The sequence below is a fragment of the Pelagimonas sp. KU-00592-HH genome, from assembly GCF_040369695.1.
Classification (GTDB): Bacteria; Pseudomonadota; Alphaproteobacteria; order Rhodobacterales; family Rhodobacteraceae; genus Shimia.
On sequence record NZ_BAABWM010000001.1, the window covers coordinates 527,778 to 551,234 of the forward strand.

Sequence of the window (23,457 nt, forward strand, 5' to 3'; positions counted from 1 at the left end):
TTATTCTTTCTTTTCAACCTGCAGCTGGCGAATACGCCACAACTCTTCCACTGCCCTTTGGGCTATTCTTATGGTCGGGCGCGACGCGATGCGCATATCGACAATCGCAAGGTCACGCTCCAAAAGATCCTGCGCCTGATTTAGTGCGATCACGCGTTCCAACGCCTGTACGGCGCCCACTTCGGGCAGAAGAATGCGCTGGTTGCGTTCCAGAACCACGTCCCAGCGCCGCTCGCCCACACGCACAAGGCCGCGCATCTTGCCCGACAGCGGCCCCGCGGCATCGTAAAGCGCCAGGGCTTCGGGAACATGGTTCTCCGCCCCCTTCCCGGCCATCAACGGCAGGGTGCCATGGGCGGCGCGACTATCTGCGCGAGCCACAACAAAGCCCTCGTTATCGACCAGTTCCAGACCATCCTGCGACCTCCAGAGGATCACCGGATCACGCTCGGTTACAGTGATCTGCATGATCCCGCCTGGGCGGATACGCACGGTTGCACCGGCAACGGCGGGCAGGCCCGAAATGCTGTCCTGAATTTGCGCAAGGTCCAGATCAAACGAGCTGATTGGAAAGTCGATTGGCAGGATTTCCCGAATATCTTCGGAAATGCCCGCACTCGCGCCATCAATGGCCATGACATTGACCATGAATTCGGGGCGGGTCTCTATGCTGGTGCGGATATCGTGGATCGCTGCATTCAGGGTATCACGGCGCTCTTCGCTCGACAGCCAGATCGCGCCGGCACCAAACACCACGACAAACGGCAAAACCGCCCGAAGAAACAGGCGGAACAGCGGCGTCAGCATCAACCGCTCGTAGCGATAGACCCAGCGGGATGGGGCCGGATCACATTTGGCGCCTACCTGTTGCAAGACGCGTCCTCCACCATCCACGAACAGAATTCGCTGAAACTCATGCCAATCAACTGCGCCTGTTCCGGCGCCAGCGAGGTTGGCGTCATGCCGGGCTGGGTGTTGGTTTCGAGAAGAATGAGACCCTCAAGCCCCCGCTCTTCATCCCAGCGGAAATCGGTGCGGCTCACACCGCGACAGCCAAGGGCCTCATGCGCACGCACCGCATAGTCCATGCAGGCGTCGTAAATCTCGGTGGGAATTTCCGCGGGCAGCACGTGCCGTGATCCGCCAGTCTTGTACTTGGCGTCATAGTCATACCAGCCGTCGGTCAGGATATCGGTCACCCCAAGCGCCCGATCCCCCATCACGGTGGTTGTCATCTCGCGCCCCGGCGCGAAGGTCTCGACCATCACGAAATCCGGCATGTCGTCGGCAAGCTGTGGTGGGCTGTTGGCGGCCTCGTTGACGAGGTAGACACCAACCGACGACCCTTCGTTGTTGGGCTTGACCACGTAGGGCGGCGCAATCACGTGGCGCGCTTTCACCTCTTCGCGGGGACAGATCACGCTATCGACAACGGGCAAACCTGCGGCGCGGTACACATCCTTCGACCGTTGTTTATCCATCGCAAGGGCCGAAGCCAGCACACCGGAGTGCGTATAGGGAATACCCATCCATTCAAGGATGCCCTGCACACAACCATCTTCACCCCAACGGCCATGCAGCGCGTTGAAGGCGACATCAGGTTTGATTTCAGAAAGCTGCAAGGCAAGATCGCGGCCGGCGTCGACCTCGATTACCTCATATCCACCATCCCGCAGTGCGGCGGCGCATTCGCGACCCGACGTCAGTGACACCTCGCGTTCGGCCGAGGGGCCACCCATCAATACCGCCACTTTGGGGTTTGCCCTGCTCGACATACCCGACTGTGCCTCGTTTTCCCCGGACCTTAAGGCCCTGTTTTTTCTGCAATTCCGGCCTTGTTATTGTGCCTGTGGCCGGGGATTATCGTGCGCGCGGTTCTCCAACACGCTTGATTTCCCATTCTAGCGTTATTCCGCTGTTTTGGAAAACCTTTTTTCGAACCTCTTCGCCAAGATTTTCCAGATCCGCGGCAGTTGCGCCACCGACGTTGATCATGAAGTTGGAATGCTTCTCGGACATTTGCGCGCCACCAACCTGCGCCCCGCGCATCCCGGCATCGTCAATCAGCTTCCAGGCCTTCAGATCATGCACGTCATCCGCCCGTCCGGTTGACGAAAAACCCGCCGGATTGCGGAAGGTGCTGCCTGCGGTGCGGTCCTTGGTGGGTTGGGTCGCATCGCGCTTGGCCAGTTGATCTTCCATGCGCTGCGCCAGTTCTTCGGGATCACCCGACGGGCCTTCAAACGTGGCCTCAACAATTACCCAACCCTCGGGCAAATCCGTCTGCCGGTACTGGAAATTCAGGTCTTCGGCCGTCAGCGTCACAACCTCGCCCGCGCGCGTCACGGCCTTGGCGCTGACAAAAGCGTCGGCAACATAGCTGCCATAGCAGCCTGCGTTCATCCGCACAGCCCCCCCAATTGCGCCGGGGATGGTGCGCAGGAAGGTCAGATCGACACCGCCCTCTGCCGCCTTGCGGGCAACATGCGCATCCAGCGCCGCCACACCCGCCGTGACCCGATTTCCCGCAACCTCGATCTGGTTGAACCCACGCCCCATGCGCACCACTACAGCCCGCAAGCCACCATCCCGCACGATGAGGTTCGACCCCACGCCCATCGGGAACACTTCGATCCCGTCCGGCAAGTCGCGCAGGAACGCGGCGAGATCCTCCACATCGGCAGGCTGGAACAGCCAGTCGGCCTCGCCGCCAACGCGGAGCCACGTCAGATCAGCCAGCACACGGTTTGGGGTCAGTTTGCCGCGCGGGCTGGGCATCTGGGTCATGCAATCTCTCCGAAAACTCGCGCCCTTTTGCGCGAAATGATCCGGTCAAGGCAAGCCCCTCAAGGCTCATTCGGCCCCAAATTGCCGCTTTGCCCATCGCCAGAGATAGATCACCGGCCAGCGCATGATCCACATGCCCGCCAACAGGAAGACCAACGCCATCCACACGCCGTTTTCATACCAGAGCCATGCCAGGATCGGCAGACCGATCGCAATCATCGCATAGGCGAACCGCCAGTGGTGATCCTTGCTTGGGAACATGGCCCGGACGTTGGCAACCAACATCCAGATCAGCGCAAGTGTGAAAGGTGTGCTCATTCAGGTGTCTCCGATGTTTCCCCGCGGGCCTTGCGCCAGAAATAGAGCAGCGGCCGCCGGAACATAGAGACAAATCCGAAAACGGCGACCAGCGCAAGCCAGATGCCGTTCTCATACCAGATCACCCCGATCAGAACCGGCGCGAGGATCAGCAGACCGACACCCGGAGCATACTGGTGCCGCATCGGCAGCACGGCGACACCCGTCGCCGCAAGCACCCAAAGGCAGGCAAGGATCAGGGTCAGGCTCATAGGGCGCTCTGGATATTGAAGACAAGCGCCGCCCCTGCCAGCAGAAGGCCCGCGACGGGCACGATCATCGGCACGCGGAACGGTGCCTCGGGATTGCGACGCTTCTCGAAAATCAGGGCAAGGTTCACGATCACGAAGACCGACAGAAGGATGGAGGATGTCATTTCCGCAAGCTGGCTGACATTCAGAACCAGCGCCCCGATCAGGACCATGCCACCAACCAGAACCGTCGCCAGAACAGGTGTGCCGGTGCGTGGGTTCGCATGGTGAAAGATGGCAAGCGACGGATTGCGCTTGCCAAGTCCGAACAGAACCCGCGAGGCCATGACGATCTGCGCCAGAACCCCGTTCAACGCCGCAAAGACCGCAATCGTTGAAAGGAACTTGGCATCCCCGCCGGTGCCCGCCTGCCAGACAAGCGCCAAGGGGCGTTCACTGCTGCCAAGCGCCTCCAGTGGTACGGCCCGCACCGTGACCCAGGCCACAACGGCATAGATGATCGTTGTCACAACCAGCGCAATCAGTATGGCGCGTGGCATGGTGCGCTCCGGCTCCGAGACCTCCTCGGCCATGTTCACGATGTCCTCGAAACCGATGAAGGCAAAAAAGGCCAGAACCGCCCCTGCCCCGACCCCACTCCAGACAATCTCCGGCTGCGAGACCCAGTCGGCAACCGGCTCGGCCGCGGTTCCGGCCCAGACCACCAGACCCAGCCCGACCAGTTCGATCACCGTAAAGATCGCAGCCAATGCAAGGCTTTCCATCACCCCAAACACGGCCACCCCCGTCAGCAAAAGCGCGATTGCCACAAGCGCCGCGACATAGGGCACATCCACGACAAGCGTCAGATAGCCCACGCCGCCCCGCAACACAGCTGCGGCGGAAACGGTGCCTGCCGCAACGATGGCCAGACCGATCACGACCGCCAAAACCTGTGAGTTCAGCCCTTTGCCAACATAGGCCGCCTCACCGGCAGCTTCAGGAATACGCGTCGAAAACTCGGAATAACTCAGCGCCGTCGGAGCCGCGATCAAACCGGCCACCAGAAAGGCCAAGGGGGCCCAGATGCCCGCGTCGGCGGCAACCGCGCCGACCAACACGTAAATACCGGCCCCGATCATCACCCCGACACCATAAGCTGTCAGAAGCCCAAGACCGATCCGCCGTTTGAGGTGCTCTGCCATCACATGCCCCGCTTGGCCCAAATTCCCTTGCTGCAAGTCTCTCGATTGCGATCAAGGTATGCAAGGGCGACGCGGCGGCGTGGGCCACATTGTTGCCTAACCGTTCAGACGTTTGGACAGCCCGTTGGCCCATGCGCTGATGGTACCGGCCCCAAGGCAAACAACGATGTCGCCCGGCTGTGCCTTGTCCCGCACCAGCGCCTCAAGATCATCTTCATTGTTGATCGCAACCGCATGGCGATGGCCATGCGCCACGAGCCCCGCCACCAGATCATCGCGGGTCGCCCCCGGAATGGGTGCCTCACCGGCGGCAAAGACTTCGGCGATGCCGACAAAATCCGCCTCGTTGAAACACGAGCAGAAATCCTCGAACAGCGAAGACAGACGCGTATAGCGGTGCGGCTGGTGCACGGCGATGACGCGCCCCTCGCTGGCCTGTCGCGCGGCCTTGAGAACAGCGGCGATTTCAACCGGGTGGTGGCCATAGTCGTCGATGATCGGGATACCCTTCCACTCGCCAACCTTGGTGAACCGGCGGTTCACGCCACCGAACTTGGCCAGCGCCTCGCGGATCTCGGCGCGTTTCATGCCAAGGTGGCGGGCAATGGCCACGGCCGACAAAGCGTTGGAAACGTTATGATCCCCCGGCATCGGCAGGGTGCAACCTTCGATCACGGTGCCTTCGTTCTGCAGCTGGATGTCGAAATGCGCGACACCGGCCTTATAGGTCAGGTTCACCGCCCGCACGTCGGCCTGCGCATTGAATCCGAAGGTCACGACACGGCGATCTGTAATCTTGCCCACAAGGGTCTGAACATCCGGATCATCGGTGCAGCAGACCGCCAGACCATAGAAGGGAATGTTCGACACGAAGTCGTAAAACCCCTTGTGCAGCGCCTCGACGGTGCCCCAGTGTTCCATGTGCTCAGGGTCGATATTGGTCACGATGGCAATCGTCGCCGGCAGGCGGTTGAAGGTACCATCACTCTCATCGGCCTCGACCACCATCCATTCGCCATCCCCAACGCGTGCATTCGATCCATAGGCGTGGATGATGCCGCCGTTGACGACGGTGGGATCAAACTTGCCGTGGTCCAGCACCGCAGAGACCATGGTTGTGGTGGTGGTTTTGCCGTGGGTGCCCGCAACGGCAATGTTCGACTTCAGGCGCATCAACTCGGCCAGCATCTCGGCGCGGCGCACCACCGGAAGCCCGCGGCGACGGGCTTCGTCCAACTCGGGATTGCCCGGTTTGATCGCAGAGGAAATGACAACAACTTCGGCGTCTTGCAGGTTCTCGGCCACCTGTCCGACAAAGACCTTGGCCCCGTGTTCTTCCAGACGCTGGGTGATCTTTGATGCCTTCAGGTCAGACCCCTGCACGGTATAACCGTGGTTCAACAGCACCTCGGCGATGCCCGACATACCGATCCCGCCGATGCCGACAAAGTGGATGGGACCGACGTCACCGGGAAGTTTGGTTGCTGCGTTCATGTCTTACTCTTCCTTGCTTGCCAGCATTTCCACAAGCGCGACAAGGTTGTCTGTCGCCTCGGGTTTGCCCACCGACAGGGCGGCCTGCGCCATCTGGGTGGCGCCACGCGGATTGCCGATGATCAGGGCGATCTGTTCGGCCAGCGCCTCGACGGTGAGCTTGCTTTCAGGGATACGAATGGCCCCGCCTGCCTCGACCAGGCCACGGGCATTCGCGGTCTGGTGATCGCCGGTGGCGGCGGCAAAGGGGATCAGGATGGAGGGGCGGCCAATGACAGAAATATCCGCCACCGACGATGCGCCCGAACGCGAGATGACAAGCTGCGCCTCGCTCATGCGGGCGGGCACGTCATGGAAAAAGGGCTGCACATCGGCGCTGATGCCGTGTTCGGCATAAAATGCGGCGACACGCTCGCCATCCTCGTCACGCGCCTGATGCGCCACGCGAATGTTGCGTAGGATTTCCGGCGGCAGGGAGGCAATCGCGCCCGGCACCGTGTCGGACAGGATGCGCGCGCCCTGGCTGCCGCCGATCACGAGGATCGACATCGGATAGTCACCGGGGCTGATATAGCCCGCACCGGCACGCTCAAGCACGGCGCCGCGCACCGGATTGCCAACGTGGATGCCCTCAACGTTTTCGGGAAGATCGGTGGGCCAGGTGCCACAGGCTACGCCATGCACACGCGAGGCAAACAGGCGGTTCACACGCCCCAGAACGCCGTTTTGTTCGTGGATCATGCGCGGAAGACGCAACAGCCAGGCCGCGCCCATCGCCGGAATGGTGGGATAGCCACCAAAGCCGACCACCACTTCGGGGCGGTCGCGGTAGAGTTTGAACGAAGTCGCAAGAACACCGCCCAGAATGCGGAACGGCACGGCCAGTTTCGCCAGCGCCCCACCCCGGGCAAAGGTCGCCGACGACACCTGTTCGATCTCGACAGTATGCGGAAAGCCGCCGGTATAACGCGCGCCGCGGGCATCCGTGGTCAGCTTGACCCGCCACCCCTTGCGCAGCATCACCTCGGCCAGCGCCTGCGCCGGGAACATATGCCCCCCGGTGCCGCCCGCCGCAATGACCAGCAATGGCTGTTTTCTCATCTCACACGTCCCCGCAGAATATCACCGATCTCGCCCTGAGGCCGGGTGCGGGTAAACGCCAAAAGCATGCCGACTGCAATACCACCTGCGATCAAAGATGAGCCGCCATAGCTTACGAACGGCAAAGTCATGCCTTTCGCGGGCAAAAGACGCACGGCAACGCCCATGTTGACGAAGGCCTGAACCCCGAACATGGCCGCAAGGCCGGTGCCTGCAAGGCGGGTAAAGGGATCGCGTTCGCGCATCAGGCGGAAGAATGACCGAACAACGATGGTGGCATAAAGCAGGATGATCGCCAGCACGAGCAGCAGGCCATATTCTTCTGCCGCAACCGCGATGATAAAGTCGGTATGCGCATCGGGCAGTGACCATTTCACCTGCCCCTCGCCCACCCCGACACCGTAAAGACCGCCTTCGCGGATGGCGTTGGTCGCATAGCCAAGCTGTGTCGTGGGGTCGATGGACCGGTCCAGAAAGCCATCAATGCGGCGGGCAAAGTGTTCCGAGTTGTTATAGGCAAAGCGCGCGGCCGGATAGATCGACACGATGATGCCAACGATCAGCAGCATCGGCGCACCGGAGATGAAATACATCACCGCCCAGCCAAACAGGATCAGGCAGGCCTGGCCAAAGTCGGGTTGCAGGGCGAGGACGATCACGATCGTCACCATCAGCATGAACGACCAGAGCCGCCCCGGAGGGCCATTGATCTCTTCGTTGGCGGCCATCATCCAGGCAGCCACCACCACGAAACCGGGTTTCAGGAACTCCGAAGGCTGAAGCGAGGCAAAGCCAAGCGAATACCACCGTACCGCGCCCTTGCCAAAGTCGGTGCCAAAGAACGGCAGCCCCAGCAAGGCAATGAATGTAATGATAAATCCGATCACCGCGAGACGCCGCACCAGGGTCGGGCTCATCATCGAGGTGATCAGCATGGCCATCAGCGCCATGCCGCCAAAGATCACTTGTTTCTGTACGTAGTGGAAGGCCGAAAAGCCGTTCTTGGCGGCCAGCGGCGGCGAGGCCGCCATGCCAAGCAGGATACCAACCCCGAACAAAAGCAGGATCGCGACAAGTGTCCACTTGTCCAGCGTCCGCCACCATTTCGGGAGAACCGGCTCACCGCGTTGCACGGGGAGCGAACCATATACCATTTCTGTCATCGGAAACCTGCCGATCTGTGCCTCAAAACGCCCGTTTTCCGGGTCTGTGCGGGATCATACCACGGCGATTCGCCAAAGCAAAGAATCGCTTTGTAACGAAGGCAATTCTCCGCCCCCTTGACCCGCGCCCGCCAATCAGGCAGGCCGCGCCCATGCGTTATGACACGATCATCCTTGGCGCCGGTGCGGCCGGCATGATGTGCGCGGCCCACACGGGCGGGCGCACGCTTGTGCTGGATCACGCCAAGGCGCCAGGCGAAAAGATCCGCATTTCCGGCGGCGGGCGCTGCAACTTCACCAACATGTATGCCGGCCCCGAGAACTTTCTCTCCGCCAACCCGCACTTCTGCAAATCCGCGCTAAGCCGTTATACGCAATGGGATTTCATCGACCTCGTCGCGCGGCATGGGATCGCCTATCACGAAAAAACCCTTGGTCAGCTGTTCTGCGACAACAGCGCCAAGGACATCATCGCCATGCTGCGGGATGAGATGACCAAGGCCGGGGCCGAACTGCGGCTTGAGACCACGATCACGGCCGTGACACAGGATGGGTCGGGCTTTGTTGTGGAAACCGAACAGCACGGCAAGCCCGCCACATTCAGGGCCACCAACCTTGTTCTGGCCACCGGCGGCAAATCCATCCCCAAGATGGGCGCTACCGGTCTGGCCTATGATATTGCACGGCAATTCGGGCTGAACATCCTGCCCACGCGGGCCGGTCTGGTGCCGTTTACCTTTCCTGACGGGCGGTTCAAACCCCTCTCCGGCACGGCCCTGCCCGTGCGTGCCTCGGCGGGTGGCAAGAGCTTTGACGAGGCGCTGCTGTTTACCCATCGCGGCCTGTCCGGCCCCTCGATGCTCCAGATCAGCTCCTACTGGCGCGAGGGCGAAGCGATCACGGTCAACCTTCTTCCGGACGGGAACGCCTTTGAGGCCCTGAAAGCCAAGCGGCAGACAGACGGGCGGCGGCAGATGCACACGGTTCTGGGCCATCTGCTTCCGGCGCGTCTTGCCGATCATCTGGGCGAGGTCTGGGCGCTTAAAGGCAACCTTGCCGATCAGTCCGACAAGGCGTTGCAGGCGCTGGCAGATCAGTTGCACGGCTGGGAGATGACGCCCGCAGGAACCGAAGGATATCGCACTGCCGAAGTCACGCTGGGCGGGATCGACACCGATGCCCTGTCGTCAAAAACCATGGAGGCCAAAACCGTTCCCGGCCTTTATGCCATTGGCGAAGCGGTTGATGTCACCGGCTGGCTGGGCGGTTTCAACTTTCAATGGGCGTGGAGTTCGGGCTGGGCCGCCGGAACGGCCATCCGAACCAAACACGCATCATAAGATCACGAACCGCCTACCAACTCCTTAACGAGGCGGACAAAGTCCTCGCCGCGCCGTTCAAAGCTGTTGTACTGGTCAAAACTGGCCGCCGCCGGAGCGAGGAGGACAACCTCGCCGTCCTGCGCATCTTCGACGGCGCGGGCCACGGCGATGTCCATCGTGGTGCAAACCTCGGCCTCGACCCCTTTCAGCTGCATAGCAAAACCGGCGGCTTCGCGGCCGATCACATAGGCCTTGATCACCTCGCCCGCATGGTCCGGAAGGTCGCCAAGCCCGCCTTCCTTTTCCAAACCACCACAGATCCAGCGGATCTTCTTGAACGCCTTCAGGGCCTTGCTCGCCGCGTCCACGTTCGTCGCCTTGCTGTCGTTGACATAGGTCACGCCCCCCGCCTCTGCCACGATCTGCGAGCGGTGCGGCAGGCCTCCGAACGAGGCAAAACCCGCCTCGATCACCCGTGGCGCAAGGCCAAGCGCACGGCAGACTGCATAAGCGGCGCAGGCGTTCTGGTGGTTGTGTTCCCCCGGCAGCCCCTTGATGGCGCGCAGGTCGATGGACCCCGCCTGACGGCCCTTGCGGTATTCGGACAGGAAGCCCTTTTTCGCAAACACTTGCCAGCCGGGGCCGGTGAGTTTGCGTTCGACGGAAATCGGGATCACGCGGTCGTCGGCGGGCCCCATAGATAGCTGGTTGGCAAGGAACTGGCCTTCCATCTCGTCGACGCCGACAATGGCACGGTCCGGCCCACCTTCGGCGAACAGGCGGCGCTTGGCGGCGAAATAGCCACCCATGCCGCCGTGGCGATCCAGATGATCAGGTGAAAGGTTTGAAAACACGGCAATATCCGGCGTCAGGTGGCGGGCCAGATCGGTCTGGTATGAGGACAGCTCCAGCACCACGACTTCACCGTCTTCGGCCGGTTCGATATCCAGCACACCACGGCCGATGTTGCCAGCCAACTGGGTGCGACGACCGGCCTGATCAAGCACGTGATGGATCAGCGCAGAGGTGGTGGATTTGCCGTTCGATCCCGTCACCGCGACCACCTTGGGGGTGACGTCATAGTTTTCCCACTCGCGCGTGGCGAAGGAGCGGAAGAACAGGCCGATGTCGTTGTCGACCGGCACGCGCGCAGCAAGGGCGGCGGCGACCACGGGGTTCGGTTCGGGATAGAGATGCGGGATACCGGGGCTGACGATCAGGCAGGCGATGTCGTCAAACGCGCCTTGTTTCAAAAGGTTCTGGCAGGTGAACCCCTCGCCCTCTGCGGTCTCGCGGGCGGCGGGATTGTCATCCCAGCAGACCGGGATCGCACCGCCTTCGCGCAGCGCCCGCGCGGTGGCGAGGCCCGAGCGGCCAAGGCCCAGAACCGCAACGTTTGCACCTGTGTAGCCGGTGACTGGAATCATGGTCTGGCCCTCTTGTCCTGCCGTGTTTGTCTTGGCCGAGACAATGCCCGCCCCGGCGCAGGGACGCAAGTTAACGGGCTGCATTTCTGCAAAACGGGCATCGGTTTTGCGTCGGTATAACGTCGGTATTGCGGAGGTGCGGGGACCGTTCCAACAGCGGGTTAATCGGGCGTGCGCAGGGATATGGAAATGAAAAGGGCGGGAAACCCCGCCCGTATCTTTACCGTACTTTCAGCGTTGCCAATCCGACCATCGCGAGGATCAGGGCGATGATCCAGAAACGGATCACGATCTGCGGTTCGGACCAGCCCTTTTTCTCGTAGTGGTGGTGGATCGGGGCCATCAGGAAGACCCGTTTGCCGGTGCGCTTGAAATAGAGCACCTGGATGATGACCGAGAGCGCCTCGACCACGAAGAGGCCGCCGACGATGCCCAGAACCAGCTCGTGTTTGGTGGCCACGGCGATGGCACCAAGGGCACCGCCCAGAGCAAGAGATCCGGTGTCGCCCATGAAGACGGCGGCGGGCGGTGCGTTGTACCACAGGAAGCCAAGACCACCGCCGGCAATGCCTGCGGTAAAGATCAGGATTTCACCAGTGCCCGGCACGTAGTGCACGTCAAGGTATTCGGTAAAGTCGACGCGGCCCACGGCATAGGCGATGATGCCCAGCGTGCCTGCGGCGATCATCACCGGCATGATGGCCAGACCATCAAGGCCGTCGGTCAGGTTCACGGCATTGGCCGACCCAACGATCACGATCATCGCAAAGGGCACAAAGAAGAAGCCAAGGTTGATAAGCGCGTCCTTGAAGAAGGGCAGCGCAAGGTGCATCTGCATCTCTTCCGGTTGCAGGTAGGTGCCCCACCACGCCGCCAGCGCGGCAATGGCAAAGCCAAGCGCCAGACGTACCTTGCCCGAAACACCGGCGGTGTTCTGCTTGGAGACCTTGGCGTAATCGTCGGCAAAGCCGATCAGGCCGTAGGCCAGCGTCACGAAGAGGACCATCCAGACAAACCCGTTGTCCAGCCGCGCCCACAGCAGCGTCGAGGTCACAAGCGCACCGACGATCAGCAAGCCGCCCATCGTCGGCGTCCCTGCCTTGACAAAGTGGCCCTCTGGGCCGTCTTCGCGGATCGGCTGACCCTTGCCCTGCTTGCGGCGCAGCACGTCGATCAGCGGACGGCCAAAGATGAAGCCGAAGATCAGGGCTGTCATGAAGGCACCACCGGCGCGGAAGGTGATATAGCGGAACAGATTGAAGAAATCGCCGCCATCCGACAATTCGGTGAGCCAATAGAGCATTTATGCGTCCTCGTTATTCGATTGCGGGGCGGGATGACCCAATTTGCGGATCGCGTCAACAATTTGCGCAAGCCCCATCGACAAAGAGCCCTTGGCAAGCACACAATCGCCTGCATCAAGCAGATTTCGCACCTTTGGCGCGAGTTCTGCGCTGGTTTCTCGCCATTCGCCGCGTTTGTCCATCGGTAGCGCGTCGTGGAGATGTTTCATCAGCGGACCAATGCAATGCACGGTGTCGATGGCATCCATCGCCGGAAGATCGGCAAGTGCCGCGTGCATGGCGTTTTCCTGCGGCCCCAGTTCCTTCATGTCACCAACAAAGGCGATGCGGCGTCCCTTGCCGATGCGGCCGATGCCGTTCTGGACCTCGGCGGCAGCCAGAACTTCAAGCGCGGCCCCCATCGAGGTGGGGTTGGCGTTATAGGCATCGTCCAGCAGGGTCAGCGTCCGGTCGGTTTCCACCGGATCAAGCAGGATGGTCTCGCGTGCGCCACGCCCGCCACCGGGGCGCCAATGGCCAAGGTCGATGATGGCCCTGGCCAGATCGCCACCCATGGCTTCGGTTGCGGCCAGAACCGCAAGGGCGTTGATTGCAAAGTGGCGACCGGCAGAGCCGACCTTGAACAGGATCGGGGTGCCGCTGGTGACCGCGCGGGCCACGGTTGTGTCGTCCTGTAGCGTGATCTCGGTGGCGCGGTGGGTCGCAGTGTCGGCCTCGCCAAAGGTCTGCGCGTCGAACCCAAGTGCCTTGGCGGTGTCGGTCAGGATCGCGGCGGTGTCGACGTCGCCGTTCAGGATCGCAAGGCCACCCGGTTCCAGACCTTCACAGATCGACGCCTTTTCGCGGGCGATGCCCTCGACGCTTTCAAAGGCCTCGAGGTGCACGGCGGCCACGGTGGTAACAATCGCCACATGCGGGCGCGCAAAACGGGCCAGCGGTGCGATTTCGCCGGGGTGGTTCATGCCGATCTCGATCACCGCGAATTCGGTGTCTGCGGGCATCCGCGCCAGCGTCAGCGGCACGCCCCAATGGTTGTTGTAGCTGGCGACAGAGGCATGGGTGCGCCCCTGCCCCTCCAGCACCGAGCGCAGCATTTCCTTGGTCGAGGTCTTGCCGACCGAGCCGGTCACGGCAACCACACGCGCATCGGTGCGGGCACGCGCCGCCTGCCCCAGTTTCTCAAGCCCTTCCAGCACGTCATCGACGATCAGCAGCGGTGCATCCGGGGCAACACCTTCGGGGATGCGCGACACGAGCGCGGCGGCGGCGCCCTTCTCAAGCGCCTGCGCGACAAAATCATGGCCGTCACGGGCCGCAGTCAAGGCAACAAACAGATCGCCCTTGGCAATGGTGCGGGTGTCGATCGAAACGCCGTTTACTTCCCAATCGGTCGTGGCGGTGCCGCCGGTGGCGGCGGCGGCGTCCTTCGCGGTCCAAAGGCTCATGCGATCCCTCCATCCAGTGCGGAGACGGCCACACTTGCCTGTTCACAATCATCAAAGGGCAACACGTCATCGCCGACGATCTGCCCGGTCTCATGCCCCTTGCCCGCAATCAGCAGGGCATCGCCCGGTTGCAGCGCATCCACGGCACGCAGGATGGCCTCGGCGCGGTCGCCCACTTCGGTGGCACCGGGGGCGCCTTCCATGACCATGGCGCGGATGGCGGCGGGGTCTTCGGTGCGCGGGTTGTCGTCGGTCACAAAGACCACATCCGCGTTGGCGGTGGCCGCAGCCCCCATCAGCGGGCGCTTGCCTGCATCGCGGTCGCCCCCGGCGCCGACGATGGCGACAAGGCGGCCCATCACATGCGGGCGCATCGCCTTGAGCGCGGTTTCCACCGCATCGGGCGTATGTGCGTAGTCGACAAACACTGCTGCGCCGTTTTCGCGGGTGGCGGCAAGCTGCATCCGGCCACGGACGGTTTTCAGCTCGTGCAGCACTTCGAACACGCGTTCCGGCTCGGCCCCACAGGCGATGGCGAGGCCAGCGGCCAAGAGAACGTTCTCGGCCTGAAAACCGCCAATCAGGTTAAGGCGCGCGGTATAGGCCTTGCCGCGGAAGGTAAATCGGATGTCCTGGCCGGTGCTGTCGAGACGCTGGGCATCAAGGTTGAGATCGGCCCCATCGCGGCCAACGGTGATCACCTCCTGGCCACGGGCGCGCGCAATGGCGGCCATGTCGACGCCGCGGGGATCGTCGATGTTGATCACGGCAACACCGTCTTCGGGCAGGACACGGGCAAATAACCCGGCCTTGGCGTCGAAATAGTCGTCAAAGGTCTCGTGATAGTCGAGGTGATCCTGCGTGAAGTTGGTGAAACCGGCGGCCCGCAGCTGCACCCCGTCAAGGCGGCGCTGTTCAAGGCCGTGGGAGGAGGCCTCCATCGCGGCAAACTCAACCCCCGCCTCACAGGCGGCCTTGAGCGTGCGGTGCAGGGTGATCGGTTCGGGCGTGGTGTGGTTCAGGGGCGCGGTAAAGTCGCCCTCGACCCCAGTGGTGCCAAGGTTGATCGCCTCAAGCCCCATTTCCTGCCAGATCATGCGCAGGAAGGTCGAGACCGAGGTCTTGCCGTTGGTGCCGGTGACGGCGGCCATGATACCGGGCTGTTCGCCAAACCACAGCGCAGCCGTCATGGCGAGGGTCTGGCGCGGGTCTTCGGCCACGATCAGCGCGGCATCAGAGGCATCGAGTTCGCCGCGGGCAATCTCGGCCCCTTCGGGATCGGTCAGGACGGCAGCGGCCCCCATGCGCAGTGCATACTGGATGAATTCGCCACCATGCACGCGGGTGCCGGGAAGGGCAGCAAACAGGAAGCCCTCTTTCACCTCGCGACTGTCAACCGCAAGGCCGGTGATCTGCGGATCGCGTCCGGCGGCAGCCGTCAGCCCGAGTTCATGGAGGGGTTTGGAATCTGCTGCCATCTGCTCTGCCCTTGGTTCGGCTTTTGAGGATCGCATGTCAGAGGTCGGCAAAGCGGCGTTTGCCTCCGCACAACATGCGTTAGTTCGATGTCAGCGTTATACCAGTCAACGAGGTGGGTTCAACTTCGGGACGCAGCCCCAGAAGCGGCGCGATGCGGCCGATCATTTCGGCGGCCACCGGAACCGCTGTCCAACCGGCGGTGCGGCGGGGTTCGGGGCCGGAAGTCTCAACCGGTTCATCCAGCGTCACGATCAGCACGTATTTCGGGTCATGTGCCGGAAAAACCGAGGCAAATGTGTTGATGACCTTGTCGTCATAGTAGCCACCGGTCGGCTTGGGCTTGTCCGCCGTGCCGGTCTTGCCCGCCACGTGATAGCCCTCGACCTCGCCAAAGCTGGCGGTGCCTTCGGTGACCACCTTGCGCAACATGCGCACGCTTTCGGCGGCAACCCGCTCAGACACGACCTGCGGACCGTATTGCGGACCACTTTGTTTCAGAAGCGTCGGTTTGATCTGGCGGCCACCATTGGCAATCGTTGCATAGGCGGCGGCAAGGTGCATCGGGCTGCTCGAGATGCCGTGCCCATAAGAGACCGTCACCGCCGACAGCTCGGTCCAGCGCGACGGCAAGAGCGGCTTGCCGCCCGAGGCCTCGACGATCTGGATCGGGGTCGCTTCGAAAAGACCAAGACTCTTGAGGAAATCCTGCTGGCGTTGCGGCCCGATATTGAGCGCCATGCGCCCGGTGCCACGGTTCGAGCTTTTAACGATGATGTCGGTCACCGAAAGCTTGCCATAGTTCTTGTTCTGGAACTCGCCAATGCGGTGCCCGCCAACCTTCATCGGCCCCTTGGTGTCGATCACAGTGTCCGGACCAAGCAGACCCAGCTCCATCGCCTGCGCGGCGGTGAAGATCTTGAAGGTCGAGCCGAGTTCGTAAACCCCCTGCACCGCGCGGTTGAACAGCGGGCTGTCGCTCTGGTCACCTTCAGTCAGCGGACGCGGGCGATCATTGGGATCAAAGTCGGGCAGCGACACAAGGGAAATGACCTCGCCGGTGTGCACGTCCATCAGGATCGACGCCGCGCCCTTGGCATTCATCAGCTTCATGCCGCCATAGAGCACACGCTCGGCTGCGGCCTGTACGGTCAGGTCCAGCGAAAGGGTCAGGGCCTTGCCGCCGTTCGAGGGATCACGCAGGGCCTCGTCAAAGTATTTCTCGACACCGGCCACGCCAATCACCTCGGCGGCGCGCACATCTTCGCGGCCAAAGCCAGAGCCGCCAAGAACATGTGCCGCCAGCCGGCCATTGGGATAAAGGCGCATCTCGCGCGGGCCGAACATGAGGCCCGGATCGCCGATGTCATGCACCGCCTGTTTCTGCTCGGGGCTGATTTTCTTCTTGATCCACAGGAACTTGCGCTTGCCGGTAAAATCCTTCACCAGACGCGCGCGATCCAGATCGGGGAAGATCTTGATCAGCTCGTCCGCCACCCGTTCCTTGTCGATCATATGCGGCGGTTGCGCATAGAGAGAGTGGGTTTCCAGATTGGTGGCCAGAATGCGGCCCTGACGGTCGACGATATCGGCCCGTTGCGCGGCGATGGCGGTACCCGCGGCACTGGCGCGGGGTTCGGTGGCCTCGGAATAGGCCAGCATGCCCATCCGCGCGCCCACCACGATGAACAGCGACAGGAACAACACCGACATGATAAGCAAGCGGCCCTCGGCGCGCACGCGCAGGGCGCCGCGCATTTCCTCGTGGCGCTGGCGGATGTTTTCACGCTCGATCACGTCCGGATTTTCGCCGGTGTCGCGCGCCCAGAGCACCTGGGCCAGGGGGCGAAGCGGCGTGCGGATCATTGGCCTGCCCCGTCGGACGAGACCATCACCGCGCCGTCAAGATCGAACTGCAGCTCCTGCTGGGGATAGACCACTTGATCGACGCGTCCGAACTGTTCGGCGCGCAGCGGCAAAAGTTGCAGGCTGTTATAGTTCAACTCGGCCAGATCGCGCAGGCGGTCGGGGCGGTTGAGATAGGCCCACTCGGCACGCAACACCGCAAGGCGCGCGCGGGCGGTGCCGATCTCGCGCTGGATTTCCTCGGTTTCGTCAATCACGTGCTGGGTGCGATAGTTTTCACGGTAGGCCCAGACGGCAAGGCCGATCACGGCAAGGGCGGTCATCACAAACATCATGCTGCGCATCAGCGGCGTCCTCCCCGTCCCTTTTGCTGTCCGGCTTGCTGACCGGTCATCGGCATACCGATCTGTTTGCCATCCACGTCACCCGAAGGGGCATCGGTGCGCCGCGCCACGCGCAGCTTGGCCGAACGCGAGCGCGGGTTGATCGCCAACTCGTCGTCATCCGGCCCAACCGCCTTGCGGGTGATCAGCTCAAACGCCGGTTTTTCGGTTTCCATTTCCGGGGCATAGCGGTTGACGTTGCCGGTGCGACCGGCCCGCGCCTGCATGAACCGCTTGACCATGCGGTCTTCGATCGAATGGAAGGTCACGACCGCCAGAAGGCCACCGGGCTTGAGCGCACGTTCGGCCGCCATGAGACCGCGGAACAGCTCGCCATATTCGTCATTCACCGCGATGCGCAGCGCCTGAAAGCTGCGGGTGGCGGGGTGCGACTGGCCGGGTTTGGCGCGCGGCAGGCAACCTTCGATCAGTTCGGCCAATTCCAGCGTGGTGCGGATCGGCGCGGCGGTGCGTGCCCTGACGATGGTCTTGGCAATCCGGCGGCTGGCGCGTTCCTCGCCATAATGAAACAGGATATCGGCCAGATCGGCCTCGTCCGCCTCGTTCACGAGGTCGGCGGCAGAAGGGCCATCCTGCGACATCCGCATATCCAGCGGCCCGTCGCGCAGGAAGGAAAAGCCGCGTTCGGCCAGATCAAGCTGCATTGACGACACGCCAAGGTCGAGAACCACGCCATCAAGACCTTGGGCATATTCGTCCATGCGGGAAAACACGCCCTGCACCATCTCGATCCGGTCGCCATAGTCGCCCACCCAGGGCGCGGCCATCTCGAAGGCCAGCGGATCGCGGTCAACCCCGATCACCTTGTCGGCGCCTGCGTCCAGCAGGCCACGGGTATAGCCGCCCGCCCCGAAGGTGCCATCAAGCCATGTGCCGTGGATCGGGGCGCAGGTTTTCAGGATGGGGGTCAGGAGTACGGGGATATGTGGCTGTTCGGCCCCCATCTCAGTCCAAGTCCCCGTCGAGATAGATCGAAGGATCGGCATCCGGGTCGAAGCCGTCTTCGTCCAGTTCGTCTATCGACGCGTCATAGGCCTCGGGCTGCCAGATTTCGAAGGTGTCGCCAGAGGCGACAAACCGGGCCATGCCATCAAGGCCGATCTTCTCGCGCAGCTTTGCCGGCAGGACAATGCGGCCGGTGTCATCGACCACGATCTCGACCGACTGCGCCGAGTAGAGGCGTTCCATCGCCTTACGCTTGGCCGAACCGCGTGGGAATTTGGAAATCTTTTCATCGACTTCATCCATCGCCTCGATGGTAAAGCCTTCGATGTAGTCGCGGGTCGCCCCGCCGTAGACAAGGATCAGGCGCGGCGGAAGGCCGTCGGTCCAGTCGGGGTCACAGCTTTCGATCACACGACGAAAGGAGGCCGGGATAGACACCCTGCCCTTCGTGTCGACCTTGTGGTCGCTTTCGCCTCTGAACCTGCGTGCCACTGCCTGCTGGCCCTTCTCTACCTGTCCCCGGTTACCTGTTACGTGACCCCTTAGACGGGAAACGGCGGATTGATCTGCTGCCACTGATCAATCCGCCGCCCTCGTCCCGTCTAGCGGGGTGTCCAGCTGCGCGCGCCACCTGGGGGGATGTCTGCTCGCCCGCGCGCCGGATCTCTTGGTTCGATGAAAGCGGGGCCTGTATGAAACCTGACTTGGGATTTTCTTTGGGGTCTTTGTCGCCCCTTTTGATTTCCCGTCCTCATCGTGTGATTAAGGAATGACATGGGAAAGCATGGGAATCAACTGAAAAGTTTGGGAATTTTTCCGAGACTCCCCCAGAATCGGGGCGCGATCCGACGATAGATTGCCGAGATTAGAGTCTCAACACACCATATTTGGTGCATGAATCTCAGATAACTACCCAATATGCCAAAATCAGGAAAGCAGCGCAGACCGTCCCATGAATTCCCAAAAATCTTGATGAGCTGAAATTTTCCACCCCAAAGCGCCCCTGAAACAGGGCCGCAGACACGAATTCCCATGCTGGACCAAGGTGATTCGCGGCACTCACCCTGCCAGAAGACCGGCTTCACCCATGATTTCCCATAACACCCATCAAAATCGGGCGACCGTCCCATGACGTCCCAAAATCACCCCCCAAACGAAAACGGCCCGCAGTATCGCGGGCCGTGGGGGTCAGGAGATATCGCCCTGGTAGATACCAAGCTCGTGCCGTCGCTTGTGGAACCTCTCGACCCGATCGACGATCTTGTCGTCGGCGGTGGCGATCACGAAACTCAAGAGCGTTTCCAGCAAGGCGATGGTCGAGACCGAGGACGGGAAGAACTGCGGCGTGTCTGCGGCCACGACAAACCCGTGATCGGCATTGCGCACGATGGGCGAGGCCGGAGAGTCGGAGATGCCAACAATCTTCATCCCCTGCTCGCGTGCAACCTGCATCGCCTCAACCACTTCGCGGCGATAGGGATGGCAAGTGATAGCAATCAGCACGTCCCGTTCATCAGCCCAGGCGATGTCATCCACCGGCGTAGAGCCCGGGCGCGGGATGGCGTGGAACTGCACCATGCCAGTGCGGGCCAGATAGGTGAAGTTGCGGGCGTTGGCATTGTTGACCCCCACCCCAAGCGTATAGACGCTGCGCGACTCCCACAGGGTTTTGGCGGCGGCGTGCAGCGCGGCCTCGTCAATCCCGGCAAAGGTATCCTCGACATTCTGAAGCGCGGCCGAGACCATATCGGCATAAAGCCCGCCCAGCGCGCCGTTCTTGCGGGTGTCCTGCAACCATCGCGCGCGGTCCGGGAAAGAGGCCTGCCCGTTGCGGATCGCCTCGCGGAAGGGTTCGCGGAAATCCTCGTAGCCTTCAAACCCCACCTGCCGCGCCATACGCACCACCGTGTTGGGCTTCACATTCGCCGCCTCAGCAATCTCGCGCACCGTCGATACACCAACGTCACGCGGGTTCTCGAGCACGTAGCGCGCCGCCTTCTGAGCTTCGGGTGTGAGGGCGTCCCACTCCGAACTGAGGCGGTTCAGAACTGCGTCGGATACATTTGTATCATTCATTGTTGACCTTGGTACATATGATTGAATAACGTCTCCATCAGACACGCAAACACGGACAGGATCAAGGCCATGTCAGATTCTCTCGTTGCCGATACCAGGAACGGCGCGGCAGACATTCCCGCAACCATGAAAGCAATGGTGCTCATGGGTCACGGCGGGCTGGATCAATACCACTGGAAAGAAGACTGGCCGACCCCGACAGCCGCACCCGGCGAGGTGCTGGTCAAGGTAGGCGCCTGCGGCCTCAACAACACCGATGTGAACACGCGCTCGGGCTGGTATTCCAAGGCCGTGGACGAAGCCACCACTGGCGGCGCCTTTGACGAGGTCAACGAGGAAGACCCCACCTGGGGGGGCCGCCCCCTCACCTTTCCACGCATCCAGGGCGCGGACGTCTGCGGCGTTATCGTCGCCGTGGGCGACGGCGTTGACCCGGCGCGCATCGGCGAACGCGTCATTACCGACAACTGGCTGCGCGATCCCGAAGACCCGACCAACATGGACAAGACCGGCTACTACGGATCGGAATGCGATGGCGGCTATGCTGAATACACCACCATTCCCGCGACCAATGTCATTGCCGTGAAATCCGATCTTTCGGACGCGGAACTGGCCACCTTTTCCTGCTCCTATTCGACCGCCGAAGGCATGCTGACCCGCGCCAATGTCTGCGCCAAGGACACTGTGCTGGTGCCCGGTGCATCGGGCGGTGTTGGCGGCGCATTGGTGCAACTGGCCAAACGCCGGGGCGCGCGGGTGATCGCGCTGGCCTCGGAAGCCAAACATGACGATGTGGCCAAGCTTGGACCCGATCGCATCCTGCCGCGCGGCCCCGAAGACCTGCGCGCCGCGCTTGGCGACGAGAAGATCACCGTGGTGGCCGATGTCGTTGGCGGCGATTACTGGCCCAAGCTGATCGACATCCTTGAACGTGGTGGCCGCTACACCTGTTCCGGAGCGATTGCAGGCCCGATGGTCGACTTCGATCTGCGCACCTTCTATCTGCGTGACCTGACCTTTACCGGCTCGACCGTGATCGACCCAGTGGTGACGGAGAACCTCGTGAAATACATCGAGGCGGGCGAGATCAAACCGGCGCTGGCCGCGACCTACCCGCTTGCCGAACTGCGCGAGGCACAGGCCGCGTTCATCGAAAAAGCCCACACCGGCAACATCGTGGTCATGCCATGACCGGGCTGGATCGTGTTTTGGCCGCCGCGAAATCCCTTTTTGCGGCGCATCCCGACATGCAGGCCTTTGTCGACTGGCCGGATGACACACCCAGCACCGGCAAGATGATGCGCCATATCCCGGCGACCGACATTGTCGCAGCATTTGACCGTGCTGGAACGGACAGCACCCAGCCCCTGGTCAACGCGATCAGGGCGGCGGCGCAGGATGGCTACTGGATTCGCACCTACACCGAGGAAGAGGTCGGCGCGCATTTCCGCGAAAACTATGGCTATTTCGAACTGGTCGGCCCGACAGGGCATTTCCAGAGCGACAGCCTTCGCGCCTATGTCGCCTACTGGGGGCCGGGGCTGAACTATGACTGGCACCGCCACGAGGCCGAAGAGCTTTATGTCTGCCTTGCCGGCGGCGCGACCTTCCATGCCGAGGGGCGCGAACCGGTAAACTTGGCGGCGGGCGAAACACTGTTCCACGCAACCAACCAGAGCCATGCCATGGTCACCACAGATCAGCCGATCCTGACCCTTGTTCTGTGGCGCGGGGCCGGTCTGGCGGGGCTGCCAAAGATGGATGCGGCATGAAGATCAAACGGATTGAGGCCTATCAGGTCGACCTGCCCTATGCCGGTGGCGTCTACCGCCTGTCGGGGGGCCGCACCTACGAGAGTTTCGACGCGACCTTCGTGCGGATCGTCACCGACACCGGCCTCGATGGCTGGGGCGAAAGCACGCCGTTCGGCAGCACCTATATCGCCGCCCATGCCCGTGGCGTACGCGCAGGCCTTGAGGAATTGGCCCCTGCCGTTCTGGGCATGGACCCCCGTCAGTTGGACCGGATCAATGACGCGATGGACATGGCGCTGATGGGGCACCATCACGCCAAGACGCCGATCGACGTGGCCTGCTGGGACGTGTTCGGCAAGGCGGCGGGCATGCCGGTCTGTGACCTGCTGGGCGGGCGCATTCCCGGCAAGGTCGCGATGATCTCGTCGATTGGCAGCGACACCCCCGAGGCCATGCGGGCCAACGTGGCACGCCATCGCGAGATGGGGTTCATGGGGCATTCGGTGAAGATCGGTGCCGAGGAGGCAGAGGGCGGCCCGATGATCGACGCCGAGCGCATCCAGGCCTGTCTGGCAGATCGTCGCCCCGGAGAATGGTTTCTGGCCGATGCCAACAACGGCATGACGCCGGAACATGCGCTGCGGCTGTTGTCCCTGCTGCCAGAGGGTCTTGATTTCGTGCTGGAAGCGCCCTGCCCCACATGGCGCGAAACCCTTTCGCTGCGCCAGCGATGCCGCGTGCCGATCCTGCTGGATGAACTGGTCCAGAGCGAGGAAGACATCATCCACGCGATTGATCGTGATGCCTGTGACGGTGTCGGCCTCAAGATCTCGAAACAGGGCGGGCTGACCCGCACGCGCCGCCAGCGCGAGATTGCCCGCGCGGCGGGCCTCGTGGCCTCGGTGCAGGACACCACCGGATCGGACATCGCCTTTGCCGCGATCCTGCACATGGCGCAATCCACGCCGCGCCACATGCTGCGGCAGGCGCTGGACACGCGGTCGATGGTGTCGGTGACAACCGCCGCCTTTGACGCGCCCCTGCAGGACGGCGGGGCCGAAGCGCCCGACGCCCCCGGCCTTGGCGTGACACCGGACATGGACGTGATGGGCGACCCGGTCGCCGTTTGGGAGGCATAGG

General features: G+C 62.4%; 22 protein-coding genes. 4 read left to right on the forward strand and 18 right to left on the reverse strand.

All coding sequences use genetic code 11. From position 1 onward, the window contains the following. The 9 genes from ABWV42_RS02725 to ABWV42_RS02765 all read right to left on the reverse strand — a co-directional run bounded on the left by ABWV42_RS02725 (position 1) and on the right by ABWV42_RS02765 (position 8,298). Positions 1 to 873 (reverse strand): cell division protein FtsQ/DivIB, encoded by an 873-nt coding sequence (locus ABWV42_RS02725; protein WP_353338793.1) that lies wholly within the window; start codon positions 871 to 873, stop codon positions 1 to 3. Then, on the reverse strand, positions 861 to 1,775 hold the full coding sequence (locus ABWV42_RS02730; protein WP_353338794.1) for a D-alanine--D-alanine ligase: 915 nt from the start codon (positions 1,773 to 1,775) through the stop codon (positions 861 to 863). Before ABWV42_RS02730 ends, ABWV42_RS02725 begins: the two co-directional genes overlap by 13 nt. Positions 1,776 to 1,860: 85 nt before the next feature. Next, complete coding sequence (murB, locus tag ABWV42_RS02735) at positions 1,861 to 2,787, reverse strand: UDP-N-acetylmuramate dehydrogenase (protein ID WP_353338795.1); 927 nt, start codon at positions 2,785 to 2,787, stop codon at positions 1,861 to 1,863. A 66-nt stretch (positions 2,788 to 2,853) separates the two neighbouring features. Next, the gene (locus ABWV42_RS02740; RefSeq protein WP_255105180.1) at positions 2,854 to 3,105 is read right to left on the reverse strand and encodes a DUF2484 family protein; all 252 of its coding nucleotides are present in this window, start codon (positions 3,103 to 3,105) and stop codon (positions 2,854 to 2,856) included. Beyond that, positions 3,102 to 3,356 carry a DUF2484 family protein gene (locus ABWV42_RS02745; RefSeq protein ID WP_353338796.1) on the reverse strand — a complete coding sequence of 85 codons (255 nt, stop codon included), beginning with the start codon at positions 3,354 to 3,356 and terminating at the stop codon, positions 3,102 to 3,104. Before ABWV42_RS02745 ends, ABWV42_RS02740 begins: the two co-directional genes overlap by 4 nt. After that, a complete protein-coding gene (locus ABWV42_RS02750; protein ID WP_353338797.1) occupies positions 3,353 to 4,540 on the reverse strand; it encodes an APC family permease in 1,188 nt (395 codons plus the stop codon). Before ABWV42_RS02750 ends, ABWV42_RS02745 begins: the two co-directional genes overlap by 4 nt. 96 nt (positions 4,541 to 4,636) lie before the next feature. After that, a complete protein-coding gene (gene murC / locus ABWV42_RS02755) occupies positions 4,637 to 6,034 on the reverse strand; it encodes a UDP-N-acetylmuramate--L-alanine ligase (protein ID WP_353338798.1) in 1,398 nt (465 codons plus the stop codon). Positions 6,035 to 6,037: 3 nt separating this feature from the next. Then, entirely contained in the window at positions 6,038 to 7,135 is a 1,098-nt protein-coding gene (locus ABWV42_RS02760; protein ID WP_353338799.1) for a UDP-N-acetylglucosamine--N-acetylmuramyl-(pentapeptide) pyrophosphoryl-undecaprenol N-acetylglucosamine transferase, read from the reverse strand. After that, the gene (locus tag ABWV42_RS02765; protein WP_353338800.1) at positions 7,132 to 8,298 is read right to left on the reverse strand and encodes a peptidoglycan glycosyltransferase FtsW; all 1,167 of its coding nucleotides are present in this window, start codon (positions 8,296 to 8,298) and stop codon (positions 7,132 to 7,134) included. Before ABWV42_RS02765 ends, ABWV42_RS02760 begins: the two co-directional genes overlap by 4 nt. Before the next feature lie 152 nt (positions 8,299 to 8,450). Here ABWV42_RS02765 and ABWV42_RS02770 point away from each other — a divergent pair, with 152 nt between their 5' ends. Next, on the forward strand, positions 8,451 to 9,638 hold the full coding sequence (locus tag ABWV42_RS02770) for a BaiN/RdsA family NAD(P)/FAD-dependent oxidoreductase (protein WP_353338801.1): 1,188 nt from the start codon (positions 8,451 to 8,453) through the stop codon (positions 9,636 to 9,638). 2 nt (positions 9,639 to 9,640) lie between these two features. On the opposite strand, the gene murD is transcribed toward ABWV42_RS02770, so the two are convergent. The 9 genes from murD to ABWV42_RS02815 form a co-directional block, all read right to left on the reverse strand. Continuing rightward, positions 9,641 to 11,047, reverse strand: a complete 1,407-nt coding sequence (gene murD / locus ABWV42_RS02775; protein ID WP_353338802.1) for a UDP-N-acetylmuramoyl-L-alanine--D-glutamate ligase — start codon at positions 11,045 to 11,047, stop codon at positions 9,641 to 9,643. Positions 11,048 to 11,267: 220 nt separating this feature from the next. Further along, a complete protein-coding gene (gene mraY / locus ABWV42_RS02780; protein WP_353338803.1) occupies positions 11,268 to 12,350 on the reverse strand; it encodes a phospho-N-acetylmuramoyl-pentapeptide-transferase in 1,083 nt (360 codons plus the stop codon). Then, positions 12,351 to 13,796: a UDP-N-acetylmuramoyl-tripeptide--D-alanyl-D-alanine ligase gene (locus tag ABWV42_RS02785; RefSeq protein ID WP_353338804.1), complete on the reverse strand. Its 1,446-nt coding sequence runs from the start codon at positions 13,794 to 13,796 to the stop codon at positions 12,351 to 12,353. Next, positions 13,793 to 15,274 carry a UDP-N-acetylmuramoyl-L-alanyl-D-glutamate--2,6-diaminopimelate ligase gene (locus ABWV42_RS02790; RefSeq protein WP_353338805.1) on the reverse strand — a complete coding sequence of 494 codons (1,482 nt, stop codon included), beginning with the start codon at positions 15,272 to 15,274 and terminating at the stop codon, positions 13,793 to 13,795. Before ABWV42_RS02790 ends, ABWV42_RS02785 begins: the two co-directional genes overlap by 4 nt. A gap of 79 nt (positions 15,275 to 15,353) precedes the next feature. Beyond that, positions 15,354 to 17,138 (reverse strand): peptidoglycan D,D-transpeptidase FtsI family protein, encoded by a 1,785-nt coding sequence (locus ABWV42_RS02795; RefSeq protein ID WP_255105152.1) that lies wholly within the window; start codon positions 17,136 to 17,138, stop codon positions 15,354 to 15,356. Further along, on the reverse strand, positions 17,135 to 17,482 hold the full coding sequence (gene ftsL, locus ABWV42_RS02800; RefSeq protein WP_255105149.1) for a cell division protein FtsL: 348 nt from the start codon (positions 17,480 to 17,482) through the stop codon (positions 17,135 to 17,137). The genes ABWV42_RS02795 and ftsL overlap by 4 nt, the downstream gene beginning before the upstream one ends. After that, positions 17,482 to 18,528: a 16S rRNA (cytosine(1402)-N(4))-methyltransferase RsmH gene (rsmH, locus tag ABWV42_RS02805; RefSeq protein ID WP_353338806.1), complete on the reverse strand. Its 1,047-nt coding sequence runs from the start codon at positions 18,526 to 18,528 to the stop codon at positions 17,482 to 17,484. The genes ftsL and rsmH overlap by 1 nt, the downstream gene beginning before the upstream one ends. Beyond that, on the reverse strand, positions 18,488 to 18,979 hold the full coding sequence (mraZ, locus tag ABWV42_RS02810; protein WP_255105144.1) for a division/cell wall cluster transcriptional repressor MraZ: 492 nt from the start codon (positions 18,977 to 18,979) through the stop codon (positions 18,488 to 18,490). The genes rsmH and mraZ overlap by 41 nt, the downstream gene beginning before the upstream one ends. 696 nt (positions 18,980 to 19,675) lie before the next feature. Then, positions 19,676 to 20,563: a MurR/RpiR family transcriptional regulator gene (locus tag ABWV42_RS02815; RefSeq protein WP_353338807.1), complete on the reverse strand. Its 888-nt coding sequence runs from the start codon at positions 20,561 to 20,563 to the stop codon at positions 19,676 to 19,678. Positions 20,564 to 20,632: 69 nt separating this feature from the next. Between ABWV42_RS02815 and ABWV42_RS02820 the strand changes: the two genes are divergently transcribed. The 3 genes from ABWV42_RS02820 to ABWV42_RS02830 are packed head-to-tail and all read left to right on the forward strand — an operon-like array spanning position 20,633 to position 23,456. After that, on the forward strand, positions 20,633 to 21,754 hold the full coding sequence (locus tag ABWV42_RS02820; RefSeq protein ID WP_353338808.1) for an alcohol dehydrogenase family protein: 1,122 nt from the start codon (positions 20,633 to 20,635) through the stop codon (positions 21,752 to 21,754). Beyond that, positions 21,751 to 22,335: a dimethylsulfonioproprionate lyase family protein gene (locus tag ABWV42_RS02825; RefSeq protein ID WP_353338809.1), complete on the forward strand. Its 585-nt coding sequence runs from the start codon at positions 21,751 to 21,753 to the stop codon at positions 22,333 to 22,335. The genes ABWV42_RS02820 and ABWV42_RS02825 overlap by 4 nt, the downstream gene beginning before the upstream one ends. After that, on the forward strand, positions 22,332 to 23,456 hold the full coding sequence (locus ABWV42_RS02830; protein WP_353338810.1) for a mandelate racemase/muconate lactonizing enzyme family protein: 1,125 nt from the start codon (positions 22,332 to 22,334) through the stop codon (positions 23,454 to 23,456). Before ABWV42_RS02825 ends, ABWV42_RS02830 begins: the two co-directional genes overlap by 4 nt. Position 23,457 lies beyond the last annotated feature (1 nt).